The organism is Pseudomonas sp. KK4, assembly GCF_001984065.1.
Lineage (GTDB): Bacteria > Pseudomonadota > Gammaproteobacteria > Pseudomonadales > Pseudomonadaceae > Aquipseudomonas.
In genome coordinates this window covers 134,595-158,892 of record NZ_LYVP01000002.1, presented here as the reverse complement: position 1 = coordinate 158,892, position 24,298 = coordinate 134,595, and the positions used below count along the sequence as shown (strand labels likewise).

Annotated in this window: 20 protein-coding genes; 6 read left to right on the top strand and 14 right to left on the bottom strand. The window is 61.6% G+C overall.

The window, feature by feature from the left end; genetic code table 11:
- Positions 1-227: 227 nt before the first annotated feature.
- Positions 228-1,010 carry a MetQ/NlpA family ABC transporter substrate-binding protein gene (locus B0W55_RS01455; protein ID WP_077044273.1) on the top strand — a complete coding sequence of 261 codons (783 nt, stop codon included), beginning with the start codon at positions 228-230 and terminating at the stop codon, positions 1,008-1,010.
- A gap of 602 nt (positions 1,011-1,612) precedes the next feature.
- On the opposite strand, the gene B0W55_RS01445 is transcribed toward B0W55_RS01455, so the two are convergent.
- Positions 1,613-2,773 (bottom strand): AAA family ATPase, encoded by a 1,161-nt coding sequence (locus tag B0W55_RS01445; protein WP_077044271.1) that lies wholly within the window; start codon positions 2,771-2,773, stop codon positions 1,613-1,615.
- A 182-nt stretch (positions 2,774-2,955) separates the two neighbouring features.
- Here B0W55_RS01445 and B0W55_RS01440 point away from each other — a divergent pair, with 182 nt between their 5' ends.
- The 3 genes from B0W55_RS01440 to B0W55_RS01430 are packed head-to-tail and all read left to right on the top strand — an operon-like array spanning position 2,956 to position 8,173.
- The gene (locus B0W55_RS01440; RefSeq protein WP_077044270.1) at positions 2,956-4,059 is read left to right on the top strand and encodes an efflux RND transporter periplasmic adaptor subunit; all 1,104 of its coding nucleotides are present in this window, start codon (positions 2,956-2,958) and stop codon (positions 4,057-4,059) included.
- On the top strand, positions 4,056-5,123 hold the full coding sequence (locus tag B0W55_RS01435; RefSeq protein WP_077044269.1) for an efflux RND transporter periplasmic adaptor subunit: 1,068 nt from the start codon (positions 4,056-4,058) through the stop codon (positions 5,121-5,123). Before B0W55_RS01440 ends, B0W55_RS01435 begins: the two co-directional genes overlap by 4 nt.
- Positions 5,120-8,173 (top strand): efflux RND transporter permease subunit, encoded by a 3,054-nt coding sequence (locus B0W55_RS01430; protein WP_077044268.1) that lies wholly within the window; start codon positions 5,120-5,122, stop codon positions 8,171-8,173. Before B0W55_RS01435 ends, B0W55_RS01430 begins: the two co-directional genes overlap by 4 nt.
- Before the next feature lie 105 nt (positions 8,174-8,278).
- Here the strand turns inward: B0W55_RS01430 and B0W55_RS01425 are convergent, their stop codons facing one another.
- The 12 genes from B0W55_RS01425 to B0W55_RS01370 form a co-directional block, all read right to left on the bottom strand.
- Positions 8,279-8,905, bottom strand: a complete 627-nt coding sequence (locus tag B0W55_RS01425; RefSeq protein WP_077044278.1) for a bifunctional 2-polyprenyl-6-hydroxyphenol methylase/3-demethylubiquinol 3-O-methyltransferase UbiG — start codon at positions 8,903-8,905, stop codon at positions 8,279-8,281.
- 242 nt (positions 8,906-9,147) lie between these two features.
- Positions 9,148-9,792, bottom strand: coding sequence for a methionine ABC transporter permease (locus B0W55_RS01420; protein ID WP_077044267.1), 645 nt, complete (start codon positions 9,790-9,792; stop codon positions 9,148-9,150).
- The gene (locus B0W55_RS01415) at positions 9,782-10,903 is read right to left on the bottom strand and encodes a methionine ABC transporter ATP-binding protein (protein ID WP_077044266.1); all 1,122 of its coding nucleotides are present in this window, start codon (positions 10,901-10,903) and stop codon (positions 9,782-9,784) included. Before B0W55_RS01415 ends, B0W55_RS01420 begins: the two co-directional genes overlap by 11 nt.
- Positions 10,904-10,905: 2 nt before the next feature.
- Positions 10,906-11,715: a MetQ/NlpA family ABC transporter substrate-binding protein gene (locus B0W55_RS01410; RefSeq protein ID WP_077044265.1), complete on the bottom strand. Its 810-nt coding sequence runs from the start codon at positions 11,713-11,715 to the stop codon at positions 10,906-10,908.
- Between the two features lie 117 nt (positions 11,716-11,832).
- Entirely contained in the window at positions 11,833-13,191 is a 1,359-nt protein-coding gene (locus tag B0W55_RS01405) for an LLM class flavin-dependent oxidoreductase (RefSeq protein ID WP_077044264.1), read from the bottom strand.
- Positions 13,191-14,384 (bottom strand): SfnB family sulfur acquisition oxidoreductase, encoded by a 1,194-nt coding sequence (locus tag B0W55_RS01400; RefSeq protein ID WP_077044263.1) that lies wholly within the window; start codon positions 14,382-14,384, stop codon positions 13,191-13,193. The genes B0W55_RS01405 and B0W55_RS01400 overlap by 1 nt, the downstream gene beginning before the upstream one ends.
- 23 nt (positions 14,385-14,407) lie before the next feature.
- Complete coding sequence (locus B0W55_RS01395; protein ID WP_077044262.1) at positions 14,408-15,649, bottom strand: SfnB family sulfur acquisition oxidoreductase; 1,242 nt, start codon at positions 15,647-15,649, stop codon at positions 14,408-14,410.
- A 281-nt stretch (positions 15,650-15,930) separates the two neighbouring features.
- Entirely contained in the window at positions 15,931-16,641 is a 711-nt protein-coding gene (locus B0W55_RS01390; RefSeq protein WP_077044261.1) for a hypothetical protein, read from the bottom strand.
- A 411-nt stretch (positions 16,642-17,052) separates the two neighbouring features.
- On the bottom strand, positions 17,053-17,808 hold the full coding sequence (tcyN, locus tag B0W55_RS01385) for an L-cystine ABC transporter ATP-binding protein TcyN (protein ID WP_077044260.1): 756 nt from the start codon (positions 17,806-17,808) through the stop codon (positions 17,053-17,055).
- A gap of 4 nt (positions 17,809-17,812) precedes the next feature.
- Positions 17,813-18,478: a cystine ABC transporter permease gene (tcyL, locus tag B0W55_RS01380; protein WP_077044259.1), complete on the bottom strand. Its 666-nt coding sequence runs from the start codon at positions 18,476-18,478 to the stop codon at positions 17,813-17,815.
- Entirely contained in the window at positions 18,478-19,272 is a 795-nt protein-coding gene (gene tcyJ / locus B0W55_RS01375; protein ID WP_077044258.1) for a cystine ABC transporter substrate-binding protein, read from the bottom strand. The genes tcyL and tcyJ overlap by 1 nt, the downstream gene beginning before the upstream one ends.
- A gap of 318 nt (positions 19,273-19,590) precedes the next feature.
- Positions 19,591-20,583 carry a D-cysteine desulfhydrase gene (locus B0W55_RS01370; protein WP_077044277.1) on the bottom strand — a complete coding sequence of 331 codons (993 nt, stop codon included), beginning with the start codon at positions 20,581-20,583 and terminating at the stop codon, positions 19,591-19,593.
- 193 nt (positions 20,584-20,776) lie between these two features.
- On the opposite strand from B0W55_RS01370, the gene epsC reads away from it, so the two are divergent.
- Both epsC and betT read left to right on the top strand, forming a co-directional pair.
- A complete protein-coding gene (gene epsC, locus B0W55_RS01365) occupies positions 20,777-21,703 on the top strand; it encodes a serine O-acetyltransferase EpsC (protein ID WP_077044257.1) in 927 nt (308 codons plus the stop codon).
- A 355-nt stretch (positions 21,704-22,058) separates the two neighbouring features.
- On the top strand, positions 22,059-24,014 hold the full coding sequence (gene betT, locus B0W55_RS01360; protein WP_175645452.1) for a choline transporter BetT: 1,956 nt from the start codon (positions 22,059-22,061) through the stop codon (positions 24,012-24,014).
- Positions 24,015-24,020: 6 nt separating this feature from the next.
- On the opposite strand, the gene B0W55_RS01355 is transcribed toward betT, so the two are convergent.
- Positions 24,021-24,281, bottom strand: a complete 261-nt coding sequence (locus B0W55_RS01355) for a hypothetical protein (protein WP_077044255.1) — start codon at positions 24,279-24,281, stop codon at positions 24,021-24,023.
- Positions 24,282-24,298: the final 17 nt, after the last annotated feature.

The following is a 24,298-nucleotide window of genomic DNA, read 5'->3' as shown; positions in this document are numbered from 1 at the left end:
TGATTGAACGCGTTGCCCTTGCGTTCATCGCGAGCAAGCTCGCTCCTACAGGGTAAGGCCTGTGCCAGAGCTGTATGAGCAAAATGGAATATGAAAGTGAATAAAAGATATTGTTCGGGAATATAAAATCCCGGTATTGTCCGCTTCACGCCAGCGATAGCACTTCACTGGCACACGTACTAATAGCCGTCGCCACAAGCGACCGTGATTTTCGATAAGGACACTGCATGAAAAAGGTTCTGTTGTTCACCGCACTGGCGGCTGCCCTGACCGCGGGCCTGGCCCAGGCTGGCGAGAAACTGGTGGTTGCGGCGACCCCGATTCCACACGCCGAGATTCTCGAACTGATCAAGCCAACCCTCGCCAAAGAAGGCGTGGACCTGGAGATCAAGGTGTTCACCGACTACGTTCAGCCGAACGTACAGGTTGCCGAAAAGCGCCTGGACGCCAACTACTTCCAGACCAAGCCGTACCTGGACAGCTTCAACAAAGGTAAAGGCACTAACCTGGAAACCGTGATCGGCGTTCACGTTGAACCGTTCGGTGGCTACTCGAGCAAGTACAAGTCTTTGGCTGAACTGCCAAACGGCGCGACCATCGCTCTGCCAAACGAAGGCAGCAACAGCGGCCGTGCACTGATCCTGCTGCAGAAGGCTGGCCTGATCGAGCTCAAAGATCCGACCAACGCCCTGTCCACTCCGAAAGACATCGCCAAGAACCCGCACAACTTCAAGTTCAAGGAACTCGAATCGGCCTTGCTGCCACGGGTTCTCAAAGAAGTCGACCTGGACCTGATCAACACCAACTACGCACTGGAAGCGGGCCTGAACCCGGCCAAAGATGCACTGGTGATCGAAGGCGCGGATTCGCCTTACGTGAACTTCCTGGTAGCCCGTCCGGACAACAAGGACAGCGCCGCCATCCAGAAACTGGCCAAAGCCCTGACCAGCCCGGAAGTGAAAGCGTTCATCGAGAAGAAGTACAGCGGCGCGGTGCTGCCAGCGTTCTGATTCTCCCGGTTAACTTCTTCAAGGTTACCAACGCCGACGGCTAGCAATAGCGTCGGCGTTTTTTTGTGCTCAGCAGTCCTGTCCTGCCCTGTCCTATGGCGAGCGAGCTTGCTCGCGCTGGGTTGCGAAGCAACCCTGAATCCTGCCCGCACGGTTCAACAGATGCACCGTACTAACCGCTGTTGCGACTGCTGCGCAGCCGAGCGGGAGCGAGCTCCCTCGCCACAAACGCATCGTCACACTCGGTTCAGCCTCCTCTCGCCTTCAACGCCCTGCGCAACGCCACGAGCCATTTCAGCAGGTCCTGCGGGTCCATCGGTTGCGGCACTTTCACGTCTGCCATTTTCTCTTCCTTGTGAGTGGTTGGCCGAGGAGTCTGGCCAAAAGCGGTTCGTCCTTGGAGGGGCAATCTGAAAAAAAGATCCGTCCTACGGGGCAAAGGAAAATAGTCGCCATCCGCTGCCTGCGCAAATGCCCGTAAGCCATTGGCGTTGGGGTTTGCAGCGATCCCGCTGCCGCTTTCGCGAGCAAGCCCGCTCCCACCTTTGAAATGCATTGCCCCGTGGGAGCGGGCTTGCTCGCGAAGCTTTTCCAGGCACCGCTCAATCCGGCCAATGCCACGCCGGCTCATCCAGCATCCGCTGCCCGACGATTCCGGTTTGCCCGAGGTCTTTTTCCAGCACGATGCAATTGCACTCCGGGTCTTGCTGAAGCGCCGAAATCAAGCGCCGCGCATGGGACACCACCCACACCTGGCACTGCGCCGACACGCGGATGATCAACCTGGCCAACGCTGGCAACAGGTCCGGATGCAGGCTGGTTTCCGGTTCGTTCAGCACCATCAGGGTCGGTGGCCGAGGGGTCAGCAGCGCCGCCACCAGCAGCAGATACCGCAGTGTCCCGTCCGACAGCTCTGCCGCCGACAAGGGCCGCAGCAAACCTTCCTGATAAAACTCGATGGCAAAGCGACCGCCCGTGAGCGGCTCGATGTGGAGCCGTGCACCGGGAAACGCGTCGCTGATCGCCGCCTGCAGGGCCTCGGGGTCGCCGATTTCGATGATGGTCTGCAACGCGGCTGCCAGATCACGGCCATCGTGGTGCAGCACCGGCGTGCGGGTGCCCAGTTGTGGTTGGCGCACCGGCGCATCGGCATCGCTGCGAAAGTGATCGTAGAAGCGCCAGCGGCGGATGAACTCGCGCATCTGCAACACTTCCGGCGAGGTGCGCAGGCTGCCGACCTGATCGAACAGGCTGTCGAAATTCGGCGTGTGCTGCGCCAGCACCTCCCAACTGCGACCGGACCGGGTGCGGATCATCGGGCCGTCGCGATCCACCAGCAGGCTGGCCGGGCGGTAGAACGGTCCGGACCAGATGCATTCCTTCTTGATTTCCGGGTCGAGGGAGAACGCCGACAGGCTCGGCTCGGGCAGCCCGAGGGAAATCGAGTAGCTGAAATCCTCCCCGGCAAAGCCCAGGCGCAGGCGTTTGACGCCTTGTCGAACCGTGGCCTGGACGGGCACTTCACCCTTGCGCATGCGCGCGCTGATCTGTTCCGGCCCTGCCCAGAAGGTCGAGTCCAGCCCACCCTCACGGGCCAGCGCATTGACCACGCCCCCTTGCGCCGTTTCCGCCAGCAGGCGCAGTGCCCGGTAAAGGTTGGATTTGCCGCTGCCATTGGGGCCGGTGATCAGATTCAGCCGGCCCAGCGGGATCACCAGTTTGTTGATCGAGCGGTAATTGGCCACCGCGAGGGTCTTGAGCATGGGGAGCATCCTGCCAGGAACTTTTCTTCGTCATCGAACACTGTAACCCCTGTAGGAGCGAGCATGCTCGCTCCTGCAGCGAATGCCCTCTGAGCACTTTATTTGACAGGGTCGGATGCACTCGTGGAACCCTGTTCTAAGCTGACAGACGTATCGCGCCCGTTAAACGCAAAGGAGTCTGCATGGCTGGTCCCGGATTGAAAATAGCCCTTGGCCTGAGCCTGTTGGCATTGCTGAGCGGCTGTGGTGAGAAGACACCGGCCGAGAAGGCTCGGCCGCGGGTTTTCGTTCAGCAAGTGAAGCTGACCGATTACGCCGCCAGCGTGACCCTGACCGGTGATGTGCAGGCGCGGGTCCAGACGGAGCTGTCGTTTCGCGTCGGCGGCAAGATCATCCAGCGTTCGGTGGATGTCGGGGATCGGGTGAGCGCCAAACAGGTATTGGCCCGGCTCGACCCCAAAGATCTGCAAACCAATCTCGACTCCGCCCAGGCCCAGGTCGTTGCTGAACAGGCCAAGGTCAAACAGAACGCCGCGTCTTTCATGCGCCAGCAAAAACTGCTGCCCAAGGGCTACACCAGCCAGAGCGAATACGATTCGGCACAGGCTGCCTTACGCAGCAGCGAGAGTTCGCTGGCGGCGGCCCAGGCGCAATTGGCCAATGCTCGGGAGCAATTGAGCTACACCGCGTTGATTGCCGAGGCCCCGGGTGTGATCACCGCGCGTCAGGCGGAAGTCGGTCAGGTGGTGCAGGCGACCGTGCCGATTTTCAGCCTGGCCCAGGACGGTGACCGCGACGCTGTGTTCAATGTGTACGAATCACTGCTGGCCGGGCCGCCCTCCGACAAATCCGTGGTGGTCAGCCTGCTGGACAACCCGGCGATCAAGACCACCGGCACCGTGCGGGAAATTACCCCGGCGGTCTCCGAGCAGACCGGCACGGTGCAGGTCAAGGTTACCCTCGATGGCTTGCCGCCCGGCATGCAGCTGGGTTCGGTGGTCAGCGCCACCGCCAATACCCGAGGCAAAGCCGCCGTGGAGTTGCCCTGGTCGGCGCTGACCAAAGACGTCAGCAAGCCCGCCGTGTGGCTGGTGGACGGGGAGGGCAAGGCATTCCTGCATCCTGTCACCGTCGGCCGCTACCTGACCGGCAGGGTCATCATCAGCGGCGGCCTGGTCGGTGGTGAAAAAGTCGTCATCGCCGGCGGCCAGTTATTGCATCCCGGCATGGCGGTAGAGATCGCCGAAAATACGTACAAGGATCTGGCCACGGGGGCTCAACCATGAGGCGTCTGTTGCTGATGTTTGTCGCTGTGGTGCTGGTGGCCTGTTCGAAAAAAGAACCACCGCCGGAGCCTGTGCGTCCGGTGCTGTCGACCGTGGTCCAGTCGTCGGGCGAGGAAAATCTCGGGCGTTTTGCCGGCAATATCCAGGCGCGTTACGAAAGCAATGTCGGGTTCCGGGTGCCCGGGCGCATTGCCAGCCGCGCCGTGGATGTCGGTGCCGAAGTTGAAAAAGGCGACCTGCTCGCCTCGCTCGACCCCACCGACCAGCAGAACCAGTTACGGTCCGCCCAGGGCAATCTGGCGAGCGTCCAGGCGCAGCTCATCAATGCCCAGGCCAGCGCCCGGCGGCAGCAGGCATTGTTCGATCGCGGTGTGGGCTCGCAGGCACAGCTGGACGCCGCGCAAACCGATCTGAAAACCACCCAGGCGTCCCTCGATCAGGCCCAGGCGGCGGTCAGTCAGGCCAAGGACCAGCTCAATTACGTCGAGTTGCGCGCCGACCACAAGTCGGTGGTGACCGCATGGAATGCCGAGGCCGGGCAGGTGGTCAGTGCCGGCCAGCAAGTGGTGACCCTGGCGCAACCGGACATCAAGGAAGCGGTGATCGATCTGCCGGACACCCTGGTCGATCAGTTGCCCGCCGATGTGGTGTTTCAAGTGGCTTTGCAGTTGAACCCGCAAGTCAACACCACGGCGGTGGTGCGGGAAATCGAGCCCCAGGCCGACAGCGCCACCCGCACTCGTCGCGCGCGCCTGACCCTGGCCGAGACACCCACGGCGTTTCGCCTGGGCACGGCGATCAGCGTGACCCTGAGCTCGGCCATCAAACCGCGCATCGAACTGCCGGTCAGTGCCCTGCAGGAGGTCGAAGGCAAAACTCGCATCTGGGTCGTCGATCCAAAGGCGCATACCGTGTCGCCACGGGATGTCCGGGTGGCCAGCCGCGGCTACAACAGTGTGGTGCTGGCCGACGGCGTCAAGAACGGCGAGCGTGTCGTCACCGCCGGTGTGAACAGCCTCAAACCGGGGCAGACAGTGAAAGTCGATGAGGGCAGCCCACAATGAAAGGGAGTTTCAACTTATCCGAATGGGCGCTCAAACATCAGTCGTTCGTCTGGTATCTGATGTTCGTCGCGTTGCTGATGGGCGTGTTTTCCTACCTGAACCTGGGGCGCGAAGAAGACCCTTCGTTCACCATCAAGACCATGGTGATCCAGACCCGCTGGCCGGGTGCGACCCAGGAAGAAACCCTCAAGCAGGTCACCGATCGCATCGAGAAAAAACTCGAAGAGCTCGACTCCCTCGACTACGTGAAAAGCTACACCCGCCCGGGCGAATCCACGGTCTATGTGTATTTGCGCGACACCACCAAAGCTCCGGACATCCCGGAAATCTGGTACCAGGTGCGCAAGAAGATCGGCGACATTCGCGGGCAATTTCCCCAGGGCATCCAGGGGCCGTCGTTCAACGACGAATTCGGTGACGTGTACGGCTCGGTCTACGCCTTTACCACCGACGGCTTGTCGATGCGCCAGTTGCGTGACTATGTCGAACAGGCCAGGGCCGAAATCCATGATGTGCCGGGGCTGGGCAAGATCGAAATGGTCGGCCAGCAGGACGAAGTCATCTACCTGAATTTCTCCACGCGCAAACTGGCGGCGCTGGGCATCGACGAAGGGCAGGTGGTGCAGAGCCTGCAAAAAGAAAACGCGATTACCCCGGCCGGGGTGATCGAGGCAGGTCCCGAGCGGATTTCCGTGCGCACCTCCGGGCAGTTCGCTTCGGAAAAGGACCTGGCCAACGTCAACCTGCGGCTCAACGATCGCTTCTATCGCCTGGCCGATATCGCCGACATCCAGCGCGGCTACGTCGACCCGACGACCCCGCAATTTCGCTTCAATGGCCAGCCAGCCATCGGTCTGGCCATCGCCATGCAGAAGGGCGGCAATATCCAGGTGTTCGGCAAGGCGCTGCACCAGCGCATGAGTGAGCTGACCGCCGATTTGCCGGTGGGTGTCGGTGTGCATAACGTGTCCGACCAGGCCGAGGTGGTGGAAGAGGCGGTGGGCGGCTTCACCAGTGCGCTGTTCGAAGCGGTGGTGATTGTACTGGTGGTGAGTTTCATCAGCCTCGGGGTGCGCGCAGGCCTGGTGGTGGCCTGCTCGATCCCGCTGGTGCTGGCCATGGTGTTCGTGTTCATGGAATACAGCGGCATCACCATGCAGCGCATTTCCCTCGGCGCGCTGATCATCGCTCTGGGCCTGTTGGTGGATGATGCGATGATCACCGTGGAGATGATGGTTTCACGCCTGGAGCTTGGGGAAACCAAGGAGCAGGCGGCGACTTTTGCCTATACCTCGACCGCATTCCCGATGCTGACGGGTACGCTGGTGACGGTCGCCGGCTTCGTGCCCATCGGCCTCAATGCCAGTTCTGCCGGCGAGTACACTTTCACCCTGTTCGCGGTGATCGCCGTGGCCATGCTGGTGTCGTGGATCGTTGCAGTGCTGTTCGCCCCGGTGATCGGCGTGCACATCCTCAGCACCCATATCAAAAAGCATTCGGCGGAGCCTGGGCGTATCGGCCGGGCGTTCAACGGCGGCCTGCTGTGGAGCATGCGCAATCGCTGGTGGGCCATCGGCATTACGGTGCTGCTGTTTGTGTTGTCGGTATTCGGCATGCGTTTTGTGCAGAACCAGTTCTTCCCGTCCTCGGATCGCCCGGAAATCCTGGTGGACCTGAACCTGCCGCAAAACGCCTCTATCGCGGAAACCCGCAAGGCCGTGGACAAGCTCGAAGCGACGCTCAAGGGTGACCCGGACATCGTGCGCTGGAGCACCTACATCGGCCAGGGTGCGATCCGTTTCTACCTGCCCCTGGACCAGCAATTGCAGAACCCGTACTACGCGCAACTGGTGATCGTCAGCAAGGATTTCGAGGCCCGCAAAGTGCTCAGCGATCGCCTGCGTGAACGCCTGCGCAAAGACTTCGTCGGCATCGGCAGCTACGTCCAGGCGCTGGAAATGGGGCCGCCGGTAGGGCGCCCGATCCAGTACCGGGTCAGTGGGGGCAACATCGATCAGGTGCGCAAGCACGCCATCGATCTGGCCACCGTACTGGACCAGAGTCCGCACATCGGCGAGATCATTTTCGACTGGAACGAGCCGGGCAAGGTGCTGCGCATCGACATCGCCCAGGACAAGGCGCGCCAGCTCGGGCTGTCGTCCGAGGACGTGGCGAACCTGATGAACAGCATCGTCAGCGGCTCGACCGTGACCCAGGTCGACGATGACATTTACCTGATCAATCTGGTAGGCCGTGCGGTGGACGCTGAACGGGGCACGCCGGAGACTTTGCAGAACCTGCAGATCACCACGCCGAGCGGCACGTCGATTCCGCTGCTGGCGTTCGCCACGGTGCGTTATGAACTGGAGCAGCCGCTGGTGTGGCGTCGCGACCGCAAGCCGACAGTGACCATCAAGGCTGCAACCCTGGGTGAGATTCAACCGACGGACCTGGTGACCCTGCTCAAGCCTGACATCGAGAAGTTCGCCGCCGCGTTGCCGGTGGGCTACAAGGTCGCCACCGGCGGTACAGTGGAGGAGAGCGGCAAGGCCCAGGGGCCGATCGCCAAAGTGGTGCCGCTGATGCTGTTCTTGATGGCGACCTTCCTGATGATCCAGTTGCACAGCGTGCAGAAGATGTTCCTGGTGGCCAGCGTGGCGCCGCTGGGCCTGATTGGCGTGGTGCTGGCGCTGGTGCCGACCGGCACGCCGATGGGCTTCGTGGCGATTCTGGGGATCCTGGCGCTGATCGGCATCATCATCCGCAACTCGGTGATCCTGGTGACCCAGATCGACGAGTTCGAGCGCGCAGGGTCGTCACCCTGGGATGCCGTGCTGGAAGCCACCGAACATCGTCGACGGCCGATTCTGCTGACGGCAGCGGCGGCCAGCCTGGGCATGATCCCGATTGCCCGGGAAGTGTTCTGGGGGCCGATGGCGTACGCGATGATTGGCGGGATTATCGTTGCGACCCTGCTGACGTTGCTGTTTTTGCCGGCACTGTATGTGGCCTGGTACAAGATTCGCGAGCCGCACAAAGAGGTGAAGTAAGGGCGAGCGCTGCGCGCTCATTCGCGAGCAAGCCCGCTCCCACAGGAGGAACGCGTTCCAAATGTGGGAGCGGGCTTGCTCGCGAAAGCGCCCGTGCAGGCACCGCTAAACCTTGCGCCAGACACTGGCCAGCCAAGGCTGCTGCTCGCGCGGCAGCCCCGCCGGGCGGTAGTAATGCTCCAGCTCCACAAACCCCGCCTCGGTCAACAACTGCTGCCACGCCGCAAGATCGTGATACGACCCATAGCGCGGCCCGTTCCAGCCTTCCTGATTTTCACCACGGGGGTTGGAACTGAACAACACGCCACCCGGTTTCAACGCCGCTCGCAGTTGCTTCAACACTCGCGGTAATTCCTGACGCGGAATGTGGAACAGCACCGCGTTGGCAAAAATCCCGTCGAAGCGTTCTGCTGGCAGATCAAGCTTCAGAAAGTCCTGATGCCACACCTCGCAACCGCTATCTGCGCGCGCCATCTGCGCAAATTTCTCCGCGCCGTCCAGGCCCACCGCCGTGTGCCCCATGCGGGTGAACGTCTGCAAGTCCCGGCCCGGGCCACAGCCGAAATCGAGAATCTCGAACGGCGCCTGGCCCTGGATGTGCCGCAGCAAGGCATCGATGTTCTGGCTCACATCGTGATCACGGGTGCCCTCGCGAAAGCCTTCGGCCACCGAGTTGTAATGGCCCAACGTGGTGGTTGTGATGTGTTCGAGGTCGGTGGGGGTTTGTTTCATGGTGGCTGCGCAGGCAATGGGGATTTGCCGAATATACGCCAACGGTTTCATGGCTGCTGCGCAGCCTTCGCGGGCCTTCAGGCGAACAGGCATTTGTGGCGAGGGAGCTTGCTCCCGTCCGATTGCGCAGCAATCGCAAAACCTGCGTGCGGATTTGCCCTAACCACCGCGTTTTGGGGCTGCTTCGCAGCCCAGCGGGAGCAAGCTCCCTCGCCACATTCAGCACTGCAATATCCAGCGGCTCAGCGTTTGTTCAGGCCCCTGGCCAACCGATCTCCGCCCAGCTGAATCACTGCGACCAAGGCCACCAGCAACACGATCACCGTCAACATGATCTGGCTGTCGAAGCGCTGGTAACCATACCGATAAGCAATGTCCCCCAGCCCACCGGCGCCAATGGCTCCGGCCATGGCCGATGAGTTGATCATGGTCACCAGGGTGATGGTGAACCCGCCGACAATCCCCGGCAGCGCTTCGGGCAACAGCACATGCCAAACGATATGCCCACGCCGGCACCCCATGGCCTGGGCCGCTTCGATCAAGCCGTGATCCACTTCGCGCAAACTCACTTCGGCAATCCGCGCAAAGAACGGCGTGGCCGCAATGGTCAGCGGCACCACGGCCGCCCACACGCCGTAGGTGGTGCCAACGATCAACCGAGTGAACGGAATCAGCGCCACCATCAAGATCAGAAACGGAATCGAACGAAACAGGTTCACGAACGCGCCCAGCGCCCGGTTCACTGCCGGGGCTTCGTAGATGCCGCCCTTGGAACTGGTGACCAGAATCACTGCCAGCGGAATCCCCGCCAGCAGCGCGATCAGCGACGACACGCCGACCATCAGGAAGGTGTCGATGAAACCTTGCAGCAAGCGATCAAACCACATAACCCAACACCTCCACTTGTTGCGCCCACTGGCTGGCGCGCTGGCACAGGTCTTCGGCGTCCAGCGGCGAGCCGGACACCGACAGCAGCAGTTGCCCCAGCGCGTGACCCTGAATCCGTTCCACGCCACCTTGCAGCAGACGCACCCGCCCACCGAGAGCGTTGAACAGGGCGGCGATGTCCGGTTCGTCCTGCGCGGCGCCGGTGAATTGCAGACGCAGCACCACGGCAGCGTCCGGGGACTGCGGGCGCGCCTGCAAGCGGCTTTGCAGCTCTGGCGGCAAGGCATGCTGCAACGGCGCGAGCAGGGTCTTGCTGACTTCATGCCGGGGGTTGCCGAACACTTCCCACACCGGCCCTTGCTCGACCACGCGACCGCGTTCGAGCACCACCACGCGATCACAGATCTCGCGGATCACCGCCATCTCGTGAGTGATCAGGACGATGGTCAAACCCAGGCGCTGATTGATCTCGCGCAGCAGGCCGAGGATCGATTGCGTGGTCTCCGGGTCCAGTGCCGACGTGGCTTCGTCGCACAGCAGAATCGCCGGGTCGTGAACCAGCGCACGGGCGATGCCGACGCGCTGTTTCTGGCCGCCGGACAGCTGCGCCGGGTAGGCCTTGTGCTTGGCTTGCAGGCCCACCAACTCGAGCAGCTCACGCACTTTGCGATCGCGCTGTTCCTTGGGCACGCCGGCGACTTTCAGCGGCAGTTCGACGTTCTGCCAAACGGTCTTGGCCGACATCAGGTTGAAGTGCTGGAAGATCATGCCGATGCGCCGACGCAGCGCCACCAGCCGATCCTCATCGAACTCGCCGATGTCCACCTGATCAATCAACACCCGGCCGCTGCTCGGTTGTTCGAGGCGGTTGATGGTGCGGATCAGCGACGACTTGCCGGCGCCGCTGCGGCCGATGATGCCGAACACTTCACCGCGTTGGATCGCCAGGTCGATGCCGTGCAGGGCCGCCACCGGACCTTGCTGGCCGTCGTAGGTTTTGCCCAGGTTGATGAAGCGCACGTGGGCGTGGTTCAGGTCTGGGTGCAGTTCAGTTCTGATCGCTTGTTGAGGCTCTGGAATCTCCAGTCGCAGTTGAGTCGCGGCCGTCATTTTCAGCTTTCCCAACCGGCTTGATAGAGCTTGCCGTGGGCCTTGTCCAGGGCGGCGCGAACGGCTGGCGAATGCTGGTAGATGTCGACGAACTTGATCAGGCGCGGGTCGGTTTTGCTCTTGGGCTGGATCACGAACTGAATCACGTATTCCTTGTGATCGAGGCCGTCGAACAGCAGCGCGGAGCCTGCATCGAAGGTCTTCGACAGGCGGATGTACGCCGGGTAGCCCTGGACCAGGTCGGCGTCGTCATAGGCGCGCACCAGTTGCACCGCTTCAACCTGCAGAATCTTGATTTTCTTCGGGTTGGCGATGATGTCCTCTTCGGTGGCCTTGTAGCCGACGCCGGGCTTGAGGGTGATCAGTCCGGCTTTGGCCAGCAGCTGCAAGCCACGGCCGCTGTTGATCGGGTCATTGGCGATGGCGACGCTGGCGCCTTCGGGCAACTCGTCGAAGCTTTTGTATTTCTTGGAGTAGAGGCCGACGTTGTTGATGATCCCCGGGGCGAACGGCACCAGGTCAAACCCGGACGCGGCCTTGGCGTTTTCCAGGAACGGGATGTGCTGGAAGTAGTTCACGTCGATGTCGCCCGCGGCGAGGCTGACGTTGGGCGCGATCCAGTCGGTGAACTCCACGAGTTCGACTTTCAGGCCTTGCTTGCCGGCCTCTTCCACCGCGGCTTCCAGTGGGATGGCGAAAGCGGCGGTGGTGCCGATTTTCAGCGGGGCGTCGGCGGCGAAGACTGCCGAACTGAAGAGGCCGAGGGCCAGGGCCAGTGCTTTGACTGGTTGCGAGAGAGCGTTCTTTTTCATGGGGAATATTTCCAGTCAGTGCAAAAAATACGTTGTGTTGGCGGGCCTCTTCGCGAGCAAGCCCGCTCCCACAGGGAAACGCGGTCTACTGTGGGAGCGGGCTTGCTCGCGAAGCTTTTAGCGTCGGTAAGCCGAGCCCGTATGTTGCTCAGGCAAATGCGCCCCTTCGCGGAACAGCTTTTCCCGCAGGCTGCCGTCGTCGTACGCAGTCTTGTACGACCCGCGACGCTGCAACTCGGGAATCACCTGTTCAATGAAATCCACATAGCTTTCCGGCGTGACGATGCGCGTCAGGTTGAAGCCGTCGAGGCCGGTTTCGGCGATCCAGGATTCCAGTTCGTCGGCCACTTGCGCAGGCGAGCCGACCACGGTGATGTAGCGACCACCGAGGGCGTGTTGATCGAGTAATTTGCGGCGTGTCCAGTCGTTGTTCTGCAGGTTCCTGGTGGCGGACTGGATGGCGTTGCTCTTGACGTACTGGATCGGTTCGTCGATGGCGTACTCGGAAAAATCGATCCCGGTGGACGCCGAAAAATGCGCCACGCCGGCTTCGGCGCTGGCGTAGCTCAGGTACTCGGCGTGTTTCTGCCAAGCCAGCTCCTCAGTGGCGCCGACAATCACGTTCAAGCCCATGAACACCTTGATGTCCTCGGGATTGCGCCCGGCGGAGGCGGCGCTGGCGCGAACCTTGTCCACCTGCACCTTGGTCGACGGCTTGTTCTGGCCGCTGATGAACACGCACTCGGCATGCCGCCCGGCGAACAGCAAGCCACGGTCGGAGCTGCCGGCCTGGAACAGCACCGGCGTGCGCTGTGGCGACGGTTCGCACAGGTGATATCCGTCCACCTGATAGAACTCACCCTTGTGCTCGACCTTGTGCACCTTGTCCGGCTGCGCATAGATCCGCCGCTGCGGATCGTTGAGCACCGCGCCGTTTTCCCAGCTGCCTTCCCAGAGTTTGTAGAGGACCTCCAGGTACTCATCGGCCTGGTCGTAACGACGGTCATGTTCGACCTGCTCGCTCAGGCCCATGGCCTTGGCGGCGCTGTCCAGATAACCGGTGACGATGTTCCAGCCCACCCGGCCGCGGCTCAGGTGATCGAGGGTCGACATGCGCCGGGCGAACAGATACGGCGGCTCATAGGTGAGGTTGGCGGTGAGGCCGAAGCCGAGGTTTTTCGTCACCGCCGCCATGGCCGACACCAGCAACAAGGGGTCGTTGACCGGCAGCTGGATCGATTCCTTCAGCGGCACATCCACCGAGTTCTGGTACACGTCGTACACGCCGACGATGTCAGCGATGAACAGGCCATCGAACAACCCGCGCTCCAGCAATTGCGCCAGTTCGGTCCAGTATTCGATCGTCTTGTACTGGGTCGAGGTGTCCCGTGGATGCGTCCACAGGCCATGGTTGATGTGGCCGATGCAGTTCATGTTGAACGCGTTGAGCAGGATTTTCTTTTTCGGCGCGGTCATCAGATGGTCCCCCGCAGTGGCGGGTTTTCATCATTGAGGTAGTAGTTGCCGACGGCGTGGTATTTCCAGCGCACAGGGTCGTGCAGGGTGTGCACCCGGGCGTTGCGCCAGTGGCGGTCCAGGCCATGTTCGCGCAGCGTCGCCTGGCTGCCGGCCAATTCGAACAGGGTGCTGCCGGCGGCCAGGGAGATTTCGGTGCTGATCGCCCGCGCTTCGGCAACGGCGATCGAGGCGGCGGCGACAGTCTCGGCATTGGTGTTGGCCTGGGCCTTGTCGAGAAATTCGCCGGCGCGTTCCAGCAGCGCTTCGGTGGCGTGCAGGCGAATGCTCAGGTGCCCGAAGCTCTTGAGGGTCAGCGGATCGTCGATGGCTTTTTCGTGGGTGGCGTCGATCCATGGCCGGGTCTTGGTGCGCACGAAGTGCAGGGCATCTTCGTAGGCGGCGCGGGCGATGCCGGTGTCGATGGCGGCGTGGAGAATCTGGGCCAGCGGGCCGACCGGGGTCGGGCGCTCGAAGGCGCTCTGGAACGGGATCACGTCTTCAGCGGCCACGAAGACGTCTTCGAACACCACCGAACCGCTGCCGGTGGTGCGCTGGCCGAAGCCGCTCCAGTCGTCGATCACGGTCAGGCCCTGGCTGTCATGAGGTACGAAGGCCAGTTGCTGCACGCCGTTTTCGTCGATCACCGAGGTGGGAATGCGCTGGGCGTAGATCGCGCCGGTGGCGTAGAACTTGCGGCCGTTGATGCGATAGCCGTCGCCGTCGCGGGTCAGGCGGGTGGTGCGGTCATGGGCGGTTTTGGTACCGAGTTCGGCCAGGGCATTGCCGAAGCGCTGCCCGGCCAATACTTCGGCGTACAGGCGTTTTTTCTGGTCTTCACTGCCGTTCACCCGCAGCACTTCCAGGGCATAAAAATGGTTCTGCGGAATTTGCCCCAGGGAGCCGTCGGCCTGGGCAATCAGCGCGATGACTTTGGCCAGGGTGACGTTGGACACGCCGGCGCCGCCGTATTCTTTGGGCACGCTGATGCCCCACAGGCCCGAGCGGGAAAACACTTCCAGCTCCGGGTGTGGCAGGCGGCGTTCGCGGTCGCGCTGGGCGCTGTCACGTTTGAAATCGTCAGCCAGGTCACTGGCAACGACCAAGGCTTGCTCATCGCTGGTGATGACCGCGACGTGGTGAGAAAGAGTCATGAGTTTCTCCAGATGTCTGGTCGTTAAATCCAGGAATGGCGAGCGGGGAGCGTGCCGTTGAGGTGATAGGCGCCGACCGCGTGGTATTTCCAGCGCACCGGGTCGTGCAGGGTGTGCACCCGAGCGTTGCGCCAGTGGCGGTCGAGGTTGAATTCGGCGAGGGTGGCGCGGCTGCCGGCCAGTTCGAACAGTTTTTCGCTGGCCAGCAACGAGATCTCGGTGGTCAGCACTTTGGCTTCGGCCACGGCAATGGAAGCGCGAGCGGCGGACTCGGCGGTGAGCGGCGCGGCACTGACCTGGTCGAGCACTTGCCCGGCCTTGCGCAGCAGGGCTTCGGCGGCATGCAGTTCGATCTTCAGTCTGCCGATGTCGGCGATCACGTAGAGGTCATCGCTGGCCCGTTCGACGTTGGCGTCGACCCACGGCCGGGCACGGGTTTTGACGAATTCGATGGCGTCGTCGAGGGCGCCACGGGCGATGCCGGCGTCGATGGCCGCTTGAATCAGCTGCGAGACGGCGCCCTGGGTATTGGGCTGTTCGTTGATCTTCCAGTTGTCCACCACCAGCTCGGCGTCGACCCGCACGTTGTTCAGCAAAATGGTGCCGCTGGCGGTGGTGCGCTGGCCGAAGCCCGACCAGTCATCGACGATGCGCAGCCCCGGCGTGCCGCGACGGACAAAGGCCAGTACTTGCTTGCCGTCGTCGTTGAGCGCCTTGACCGCGACCCAATGGGCGAACAGCGCGCCGGTGGAATAGAACTTCTGGCCGTTGAGGACAAAGCCGTCGCCGTCGGCGGTGATGCGTGCCTTGAGCTCCAGGGTGTTTTTTACGCCGCGCTCCGGCCCGGCGTTACCGATGCGCCAGCCTTCGAGCACACTTTTGAACAGCTGCTTTTTCTGCGCTTCGGTTGCGCTGCCCAGCACCAGGTTGAGGATGCCGAACTGGTTCTGCGGGATCTGTCCGAGGGCCGGGTCTGCTGCGGAAATGATCGCGAAGACTTCGGCGAGGGTGACGAAGGAAACCTGCGGCCCACCGTACTCGCGCGGGATGGCAATGCTGCCAAGACCGCTGCGGGTGAACTGTTCGATTTCCGACCATGGCAGCTTGCGCTGCTGGTCACGCTTGGCCGCTTGCAGGCGAGCGGCTTGCGCCAGCTCATGGGCGGCCTTGATGGCTTGTGCGTCGTTGCGCAGCACTTGTGCGGGCAACAACAAGGGGGCGATATCCAGATCACTCTGGGCGATTGCATCTGCCAGACTGGACATCAGTGCCGCTCCCTGGCTGCACGCAATGCCCTGGCGATCTGCACTGGGGTGATTGTGTTCCGGACCATACCTACCTCACATCTTATGGAAGCGCCGCGGTGCGGCGAACGAAAACAAGAATGTCCGGTGGTCCGGTGTATATACCCTAAGCGTTTATAAATAAGTTATGAACTAACTTTTAGGAATATACATAGAAGATCAAAAGATCGCAGCCTTGGGCAGCGCCTACATTGGAATGCGTTCCCCTGCAGGGGCTGCCGAAGGCTGCGATCTCTTGATTTTTAATGGTTGGCAATACCAATCCTCAACGTCCGCGCCGGTGCCCATTGGGAGTTGTTGCCGACCCGGTCGAGGATGCAGTAGGTCACTTCCAGGCGCAGGTCCTCACCCGCTTCACAGATGACCGCTGGCGGCACCCAGAGCGCAATCGGCTGGCCAACCTGCTCGGCTTTGAGCGGGGGCAGGTCCATGCGCACATCGCCCCAGCGCAGGGTGATTTCGTCGCCCTCGGCCATGTTGAGGTACGGCTCGATGGCCAGCGGCACGCCGCGCTGCACCTGTCTCGGGTTGATCCCTCGGCGGCGGATGGTGACCGGCAGGCTCACCGGCGCCAGGTACTGATTGTCTTCGCCGGCATGGGGTGAAATCGGGCTTCCAGGGCAATCGAGCTTGACCTGCACCCGGGTCGCCAGCGACAGCATCGGGCGGCTGCCCACCTGCATCACTCGATAGTGAATCCAGGGTGCGCCGCTGACGATGAAACTCTCCGGCACCCGCAGGCTAAGGGTGTGGCCAACGTCTTGCTCGGTCAGCACCCGGGAAGCGACGAACTGGCTGTCCCAGAACAATTCGATCAGGTCGCCGGCGTCCATGCCGGCGTACGGCGCCACGTCGATCAGCAGGTTGGCCGCCGCGAGGATATTCACCCCCGCCTTGTTGGTTTGCGCCAGGGTGGGCGGTGCCAGGGACGGGATGCGTGAGATGCAGTTCATGGTTCTCTCTCCTTGAGATAGTGCAGCGAAATCCATTTCTGAAACGGGTGGGAAGTTTGACGCGAGACCTATTCATTACCTCGGTTAAATAATGAATGGGGTTGTAGTGGGGGTAGATAAGAGTGTGGTTTGGTGGGAGTCAATAGAGCGGGTTAGTTGAGCTCGCTATTTGAGATTAATCAGAATGCTCCTACGCACTGAGGTCAATAAACGCTGCGGTGATTATCAAAGCTTCTGTAGGAGCGAGCTTGCTCGCGATGGACTTGAATACGCCGTGGTGTGTCAGCAGGCCCGCGTAATCGTTTGCCGGCATCGCGAGCGAGCTCGCTCCTACAGTGGCGAGTGTTTGTTGGGAAGATTGCGCAGGGGTAACTTCCATCCATGGAAGTTGGGGGTTCTACAGGGGATGTTTCAAACGTGTGAGTGACTTAGAAACTTGCTGAGAAACTGTTTTGTCCGTTCTTCTTTCGGGTTGGCAAACAGCGCTTTCGCTTCGCCTTGTTCAACAATCACACCCTTGTCGAAGAACACCACCCGATTGGCCACGTCACGAGCAAAAGCCATCTCATGGGTCACGATGACCATGGTCCGGTTTTCCTGTGCCAGGCCGCGAATGGTCGCCAGCACTTCGCCCACCAGTTCCGGGTCCAGGGCTGAGGTTGGTTCGTCGAACAGGATCACTTCCGGTTCCATCGCCAGCGCGCGGGCGATCGCCACGCGTTGTTGCTGGCCGCCCGAGAGGCGGCGCGGGTAAGCGTCTTCCTTGCCCGCCAGGCCGACCTTGGCCAACAGTTTTTTACCCAGGGCAACGGCGTCGGCGTGCGGGACCTTCTTGACGATGATCGGGCCTTCGATGACGTTTTCCAGGGCGGTGCGATGGGGGAACAGGTTGAAGCTCTGGAACACGAAGCCCACGTGCTGGCGCAAGCGGCGCACCAGGCTCTGCTGCTGGTTCAGGGGACGGCTGGTATCGATCTCGATATCGCCGACCTTGATCCGGCCGCTGGTGGGTTCTTCGAGGAAGTTCAGGCAGCGCAGGAAGGTGGTCTTGCCCGAGCCACTGGGCCCGATGATCGCCACCACTTCGCCTTCCTTCACTTGCAGATCGATGCCGTTGAGCACGACCTGACCCTTGAACTGCTTTGTCAGTTTTTCCACGACAATCATGGGGTCAGGACTCCTGATCGTGCCGATTGACCCGAACTTCCAACCGGTTCTGCAGGTGCGAAAGCACCGTGGCCAGAATCCAGTAAATCAGCGCGGCGGCAAGGTACATAGTGAAGACTTCGAAGGTCCTGGCGGTGATCAGCTGTGCCTGACGGAACAGCTCCGGCACCTGAATGGTGGCCGCCAGCGCGGTGTCCTTGACCAGCGAAATGAAGCTGTTGCCCAGTGGCGGCAATGCGGTGCGCATCGCCTGCGGAATGATGGCCCGGCGCAGGGTCTGCGCACGGGTCATGCCGATACTGGCAGCCGCTTCCCATTGGCCACGTTCGATGGAGCTGATCGCGGCACGCAGGATTTCACAGGCATAGGCGGCCATGTTCAGCGAGAAGCCGATCAGGGCCGCCGGCAGCGGATCGAGTTCCAGACCCATTTGCGGCAAGCCGTAATAGATCACGAACAGTTGCACCAGCAACGGCGTGCCGCGAAAGAACGACACGTAGATGCGGGCGATCCAGCTCACCAGTTTGAAGCGCGACAGGCGCATGAGCGCCAGGCCGAACCCCATCACCAGGCCAAAGAACATGCCGCCCAGGCTCAGGATCACTGTGTAGTACGCGCCCTTGAGCAGAAAGGGCGCGGAATCCAGTGCGAGTTGAAAAGCTTCTTCCATTATTGAGTGACGTCAGCGCTGAAGTATTTTTCCGAAAGCTTTTTCAGCGTGCCGTCGGCGCGCAGCTTGTCGATTGCCTTGTTCACCGCAGCCAGCAGTTCTGGCTCGCCTTTGCGCAGGGCGATACCGGCTTCCTGGCGGGAGAACGCGTCGCCGGCGGCAACGGTGTCCTTGGCCTTCTTGGCGTATTCCAGTGCGGCGAGGCGGTCGATCAGGATGGCGTCGATGCGGCCGACGCGCAGGTCCTGGAACTTGGTCGGATCATCGTCGTAGGTCTTGATGATGGCTTTAGGCTGATTGTCCTTGAGCCATTGTTCGTAGTTGGTGCCCAGGCCTACACCGACTTTCTTGCCGGCCAGGTCATCGGCGGACTTGATGGTGTCCTTGTTCTTGTTCAGCACCAGCGCCTGGATACCGGAAACGGTGTACGGCTCGGAGAAGTCATACTTTTTCTTGCGTTCTTCGGAGATGGTCACCTGGTTGATCACCGCGTCCAGACGCTTGGATTCCAGTGCCGCGAGGATGCCGTCCCATTTGGTCGGCTGCAGCTTGACCTTCACGCCCAGCTCTTTGGCCAGGGCTTCGGAGAATTCGACTTCGAAACCGGCCAGTTTGCCGTCGGCATCGACGAAGCTGAACGGCGGGTAAGTGCCTTCAAGGCCAACGTTGATCACGCCGGCATCCTTGATTTTTTGCAGCTGCTCACCGGCAACCGCCTGGCCGATCAGGCCGGCGCTCAGTGCCAGGCCCAGCGAACCCACCAGCAGATTTCGACGTAGTGCGGAAAAATTCATGACTAGCCCCTGTGTTTTCTTATGGAAAATGCGTTTGGAAAGGTTGGCGAAATCGGGAATTGGATGACAGCGATATCCTGCCTTAAAGCAGCGTATGCGTCTCTCGGGAAATGCGCCTTCAGTATGACTATATGGTGGCGTTTTTAGATTAGAAAATAATAAATTATCTTCTGCTTATTCAATTTATGAATAAAAGAGCTTCCTCTGTAAGAGCGAGCATGCTCGCGATGGGCGACAAGACACCGCGGGGTGTCAGGCTCCCAGCGTTATCGTTCACGACCATCGCGAGCGTGCTCGCTCCTACAGGGGAGGGGCGGTTTACAGGAAATCTTTGTAGGCGAACAACGCCGGGGCGCCGCCGGTGTGCAGGAAGATGATCGGGCCCTCGTCGAAGCGCGAACGTCCGATGCCGTCCAGCAACCCGGCCATGGCCTTGCCGGTGTAGACCGGGTCGAGCAACAGGCCTTCCTGACTCGCCACCAGTTTCACCGCCGCCAGCGTGCCGGCATTCGGCTCGCCGTAGCGCGGCGCGAAGTACTCGTCCCACAACTCGACCTTGAAACTCTCCGGCAAGGCCACGCCCAGCAGTTCGGCGGTGCGCTCGGCCAGTCCCTGCACCTTCGGAAACTGATCTTCTTCGCTGCGCGAGACCGTAACGCCGATCACCGGCAGGTCCGGCAGCGCCTCGTTCAGTGCCAGCGCCAGGCCGCTGTGGGTCCCGGCGCTGCCGGAGGCGAGGACCACGGCGGCGAAATTCAGGCCGGTGTCCTTGATCTGCTCGGCCAGTTCCAGGCCAGCGCGCACGTAACCCAGCGCGCCCAAGGCATTGGAGCCGCCGATGGGCACCAGATAGGGCTTTTTGCCGTTGTTGCGCAGACGCGCCGCCAGGGCCTGCAATTGCTCGTCGGCGTTGTCGAGGTTCTCGACCAGCTCGACCTTGGCATCGAACAGGTCCAGCAACAGCCGGTTGCCGTTGCCGATATAGTTGGCGTCGTCGGTGCCCAGCGGGTTTTCCAGCAACGCGATACAGCCCAGGCCGAGTTGTGCGGCAATGGCCGCGGTCTGACGCACATGGTTCGATTGCAGCGCGCCGGCGGTAATCAAGGTGTCGGCACCCTGGGCCAAGGCATCGGCGGCCAGGTATTCGAGTTTGCGCAGCTTGTTGCCGCCCATGGCGAGTGGGGTCAGGTCATCGCGTTTGACGTAGACGTCGCGCCCCAGCCAGGTCGACAGGCGTTCGAGTTTTTCCAGGGGAGTGGGCTGACCGAGCAGGTCGAGGCGGTTAAAGCGGGCAAGCTGTTGTTTGATGATCATGATTCCGTACTGGCGGTGGAAGATCTCAGGACTATAGGCACGCCCTCAGGCACGGGCAACCGCCAATCGCTTATAGCCAAAGGTGCTGACCACAGCACAATCGGTTCTTAATTTGCGCCGCAGGCCTTGCCGTAAAGTAATCGCCGTCAGCGCGGCCAGACAGTCCGGTCGCCCGTGAGGAGTTTTTACCGTGAGTGAGCGTTCCAGCCATTGGCAATTGCAGACCATCGTCAGCCAGCTGCGCACCGCACGTGATCAGTGGCGTGCGCAAAACGGCCGCGCCAGCACCGAGCAGGGCGGTCGCGAGCTGCCGTCCCGGGCGGCGATGGCGGAGATTCTCGAAGCGCTGTGCGGGGCGCTGTTCCCGATGCGTCTAGGGCCGGTGGACCTGCGTGAGGAAAGCGAAGACTTCTACGTCGGCCACACCCTGGACGTAGCGCTCAATGCCTTGCTGGCCCAGGCACGCCTGGAGCTGCGTTACGCCGCGCGTCATAGCGCCCAGGCCGATAACGAGATCGAAGCCCGCACGATCCAGATCATTCAGGATTTCGCCCTCGCGCTGCCAGGGTTGCGCAGCCTGCTGGATACCGATGTGCTGGCGGCCTATCACGGTGACCCGGCGGCGCGCAGCGTCGATGAGGTGCTGCTGTGCTACCCGGGGATTCTGGCGGTGATTCATCATCGTTTGGCCCATCATCTGTACCGCGCCGGGCTGCCGTTGCTGGCGCGGATCAGCGCGGAAATCGCCCACTCGGCCACCGGCATCGACATCCACCCGGGTGCGCAGATCGGCCGCAGTTTCTTCATCGATCACGGGACCGGCGTGGTGATCGGCGAGACAGCGATCATTGGCGAGCGGGTGCGGATTTATCAGGCGGTGACTTTGGGCGCCAAGCGCTTCCCGGCGGACGAAGACGGCCAGTTGCAGAAGGGCCAGCCGCGCCATCCGATTGTCGAGGACGACGTGGTGATCTACGCCGGCGCGACCATTCTGGGGCGGATCACCATCGGCAAGGGCTCGACCATCGGCGGCAACGTCTGGCTGACCCGCAGCGTGCCGGCGGGCAGCAACCTGACCCAGGCCAATCTGCAGCTGGATGACGGAGCGCAGAAGTAAACCCGGGTCTACAGCGCTTTTGTGGTGAGGGGATTTATCCCCGCTCTGTTGCGCAGCAACCGCACCATAAACCCCACCCGATCTATCTAGAGTGACTCTGCCTTTTTGGGGCCGCTTCGCGGCCCAACGGGGATAAATCCCCTCGCCACAAAGCGACCGCCCAGCCCTGCGATTAGTCCTTAGCACGCTATCCATGTTTAAATTGAACGCTCATTCAAGTTAAACCGGTGGTTCGCCGCCCGCTCACAACAGGAGGCTTGCCTTTGCTGAGTCCGATTTCCACAGCCACGTTTTCCCCCTTCGAGGTGCACCGTACATGAGTGCATCGTCCCTCCCGCCAAGCGGCCTGGTCCGCATGAATCCCCCGGTTTTCTGGTTCTCCGCGAGCTTCATCCTACTGTTCGGCGTCGTTGTCATCGCCATGCCGGAACAGGCGGGTGCCTGGTTGCTGGCGGCGCAAAACTGGGCGGCCAACACTGTTGGCTGGTACTACATGCTGGCGATGACCCTGTATCTGGTCTTCGTGGTGGTCACCGCGTTATCGGGCTACGGCAAGATCAAACTCGGTGCCGACCACGACGAGCCCGAATTCAGTTACCTGTCCTGGGCCGGCATGCTGTTCGCCGCGGGCATCAGCATCACCCTGTTTTTCTTCTGCGTGTCCGAACCCCTGACCCACATGCTGCAACCGCCCCAGGGCGAGGCGGGCACGGCGGATGCGGCGCGTCAGGCGATGCAGATTCTGTTCCTGCACTGGGGCCTGCATGGCTGGGGCGTGTTCGCCTTCGTCGGCATGGCCCTGGCTTATTTCGCCTATCGGCACAACCTGCCGCTGGCCCTGCGCTCGGCGCTGTACCCGCTGATCGGCAAGCGCATCAACGGCCCCATCGGTTACGCGGTGGATGGCTTCGGCATCATCGCCACGGTGTTCGGTCTCGGTGCCGACATGGGCTTTGGCGTGCTGCACCTCAACTCGGGGCTGGACTACCTGTTTGGCATTGCGCACACGCAGTGGATTCAGGTCGGCCTGATCACCCTGATGATGGGCGCGGCGATCATCGTTGCGGTCTCCGGCGTCGATAAAGGCGTGCGGGTGATGTCCGACATCAACATGCTGCTGGCCTGCGCGCTGCTGCTGTTTGTGTTGTTCGCCGGGCCCACGCAGCACCTGCTCAATACCCTGATCCAGAACATCGGTGATTACCTCGGCGCCTTGCCGATGAAGAGCTTCGACCTGTACGCCTACGACAAACCCAGCGACTGGCTGGGCGGCTGGACAGTGTTCTATTGGGCCTGGTGGATTGCATGGTCGCCGTTCGTGGGCCTGTTCATCGCACGGATTTCCCGTGGCCGGACTATCCGCGAATTCGTCTTCGGCGTGCTGCTGATTCCGTTGGGTTTCACCCTGGCGTGGATGTCGATTTTCGGTAACAGCGCCATCGACCAGGTGCTCAATCACGGCATGTCGGCGCTGGGCATGTCGGCCCTCGATAACCCATCGATGACCCTGTACCTGTTGCTGGAAACCTACCCGTGGAGCAAAACCGTCATCGCGGTCACGGTGTTCATCAGCTTCGTGTTCTTTGTCACTTCGGCCGACTCCGGCACCGTGGTGTTGTCGACGCTGTCGGCCAAGGGCGGCAACCCCGATGAGGACGGGCCGAAATGGCTGCGGGTGTTCTGGGGGGCGATGACTGCATTGGTGACCAGTGCGCTGCTGTTTTCCGGGAGCATCGATGCGCTGAAGTCGGCGGTGGTGCTGACGTCGTTGCCGTTCTCGCTGATTTTGCTGTTGATGATGTGGGGCCTGCACAAGGCGTTCTATCTGGAGTCGCAAAAGAAGATTGCGCAGATGCATTCGCTGGCCCCGGTGCCGGGCGCGCGGCGCGGCGGTTGGCGTCAGCGCTTGAGCCAGGCGGTGCATTTTCCATCGCGGGACGAGGTGTATCGTTTCCTCGATTCGACGGTGCGTCCGGCGATCGAGGAGGTATCAGCGGTGTTCAGCGAGAAGGGCCTGCGGGTCATCACCCACCCGGAACCGGTCAACGACAGCGTCAGCCTGGAGATCGGCCACGGCGATCAGCATCCGTTCATCTATCAGGTGCAGATGCGCGGCTACTTCACGCCGTCGTTCGCCCGGGGTGGCATGGGTTCCAAGGAGCTCAACAACCGGCGCTACTACCGGGCCGAAGTGCATTTGAGCGAGGGCAGTCAGGATTACGACCTGGTGGGTTACAGCAAGGAGCAGGTGATCAACGACATCCTCGACCAGTACGAGCGGCACATGCAGTTTTTGCATCTGGTGCGTTGATCGCGGTCAGCCTTCGCTGGTCAGCACCATGAACAACACCAGCGCCGCCACCGGCACCCCGAACACGGCGCTGCCCACCGCCAGTTCGGTGCTCAATGGCTGGCCGGCATGCACCATGCCGACCGCGCCGTTGATCAGGGTCAGCGCCAGCCACAGCACGATGAAGCTGTAGGCCAGGGTCTGGCGGCTGAAGCCGATGCGCTCGCCGATGTAGAGCATCAGCGCCAGCAGGATCAGGCCAAAGGTGATGATGATGGTGCTGTGCATGGATTGTGTTCCCTGTG

Bases quoted from the DNA above. Each gene is read 5' to 3' on its own strand.
- B0W55_RS01455 (WP_077044273.1), top strand. From the start codon at position 228: ATGAAAAAGGTTCTGTTGTTCACCGCACTGGCGGCTGCCCTGACCGCG.
- B0W55_RS01445 (WP_077044271.1), bottom strand. From the start codon at position 2,773: ATGCTCAAGACCCTCGCGGTGGCCAATTACCGCTCGATCAACAAACTG.
- B0W55_RS01440 (WP_077044270.1), top strand. From the start codon at position 2,956: ATGGCTGGTCCCGGATTGAAAATAGCCCTTGGCCTGAGCCTGTTGGCA.
- B0W55_RS01435 (WP_077044269.1), top strand. From the start codon at position 4,056: ATGAGGCGTCTGTTGCTGATGTTTGTCGCTGTGGTGCTGGTGGCCTGT.
- B0W55_RS01430 (WP_077044268.1), top strand. From the start codon at position 5,120: ATGAAAGGGAGTTTCAACTTATCCGAATGGGCGCTCAAACATCAGTCG.
- B0W55_RS01425 (WP_077044278.1), bottom strand. From the start codon at position 8,905: ATGAAACAAACCCCCACCGACCTCGAACACATCACAACCACCACGTTG.
- B0W55_RS01420 (WP_077044267.1), bottom strand. From the start codon at position 9,792: ATGTGGTTTGATCGCTTGCTGCAAGGTTTCATCGACACCTTCCTGATG.
- B0W55_RS01415 (WP_077044266.1), bottom strand. From the start codon at position 10,903: ATGACGGCCGCGACTCAACTGCGACTGGAGATTCCAGAGCCTCAACAA.
- B0W55_RS01410 (WP_077044265.1), bottom strand. From the start codon at position 11,715: ATGAAAAAGAACGCTCTCTCGCAACCAGTCAAAGCACTGGCCCTGGCC.
- B0W55_RS01405 (WP_077044264.1), bottom strand. From the start codon at position 13,191: ATGACCGCGCCGAAAAAGAAAATCCTGCTCAACGCGTTCAACATGAAC.
- B0W55_RS01400 (WP_077044263.1), bottom strand. From the start codon at position 14,384: ATGACTCTTTCTCACCACGTCGCGGTCATCACCAGCGATGAGCAAGCC.
- B0W55_RS01395 (WP_077044262.1), bottom strand. From the start codon at position 15,649: ATGTCCAGTCTGGCAGATGCAATCGCCCAGAGTGATCTGGATATCGCC.
- B0W55_RS01390 (WP_077044261.1), bottom strand. From the start codon at position 16,641: ATGAACTGCATCTCACGCATCCCGTCCCTGGCACCGCCCACCCTGGCG.
- tcyN (WP_077044260.1), bottom strand. From the start codon at position 17,808: ATGATTGTCGTGGAAAAACTGACAAAGCAGTTCAAGGGTCAGGTCGTG.
- tcyL (WP_077044259.1), bottom strand. From the start codon at position 18,478: ATGGAAGAAGCTTTTCAACTCGCACTGGATTCCGCGCCCTTTCTGCTC.
- tcyJ (WP_077044258.1), bottom strand. From the start codon at position 19,272: ATGAATTTTTCCGCACTACGTCGAAATCTGCTGGTGGGTTCGCTGGGC.
- betT (WP_175645452.1), top strand. From the start codon at position 22,059: ATGAATCCCCCGGTTTTCTGGTTCTCCGCGAGCTTCATCCTACTGTTC.
- B0W55_RS01355 (WP_077044255.1), bottom strand. From the start codon at position 24,281: ATGCACAGCACCATCATCATCACCTTTGGCCTGATCCTGCTGGCGCTG.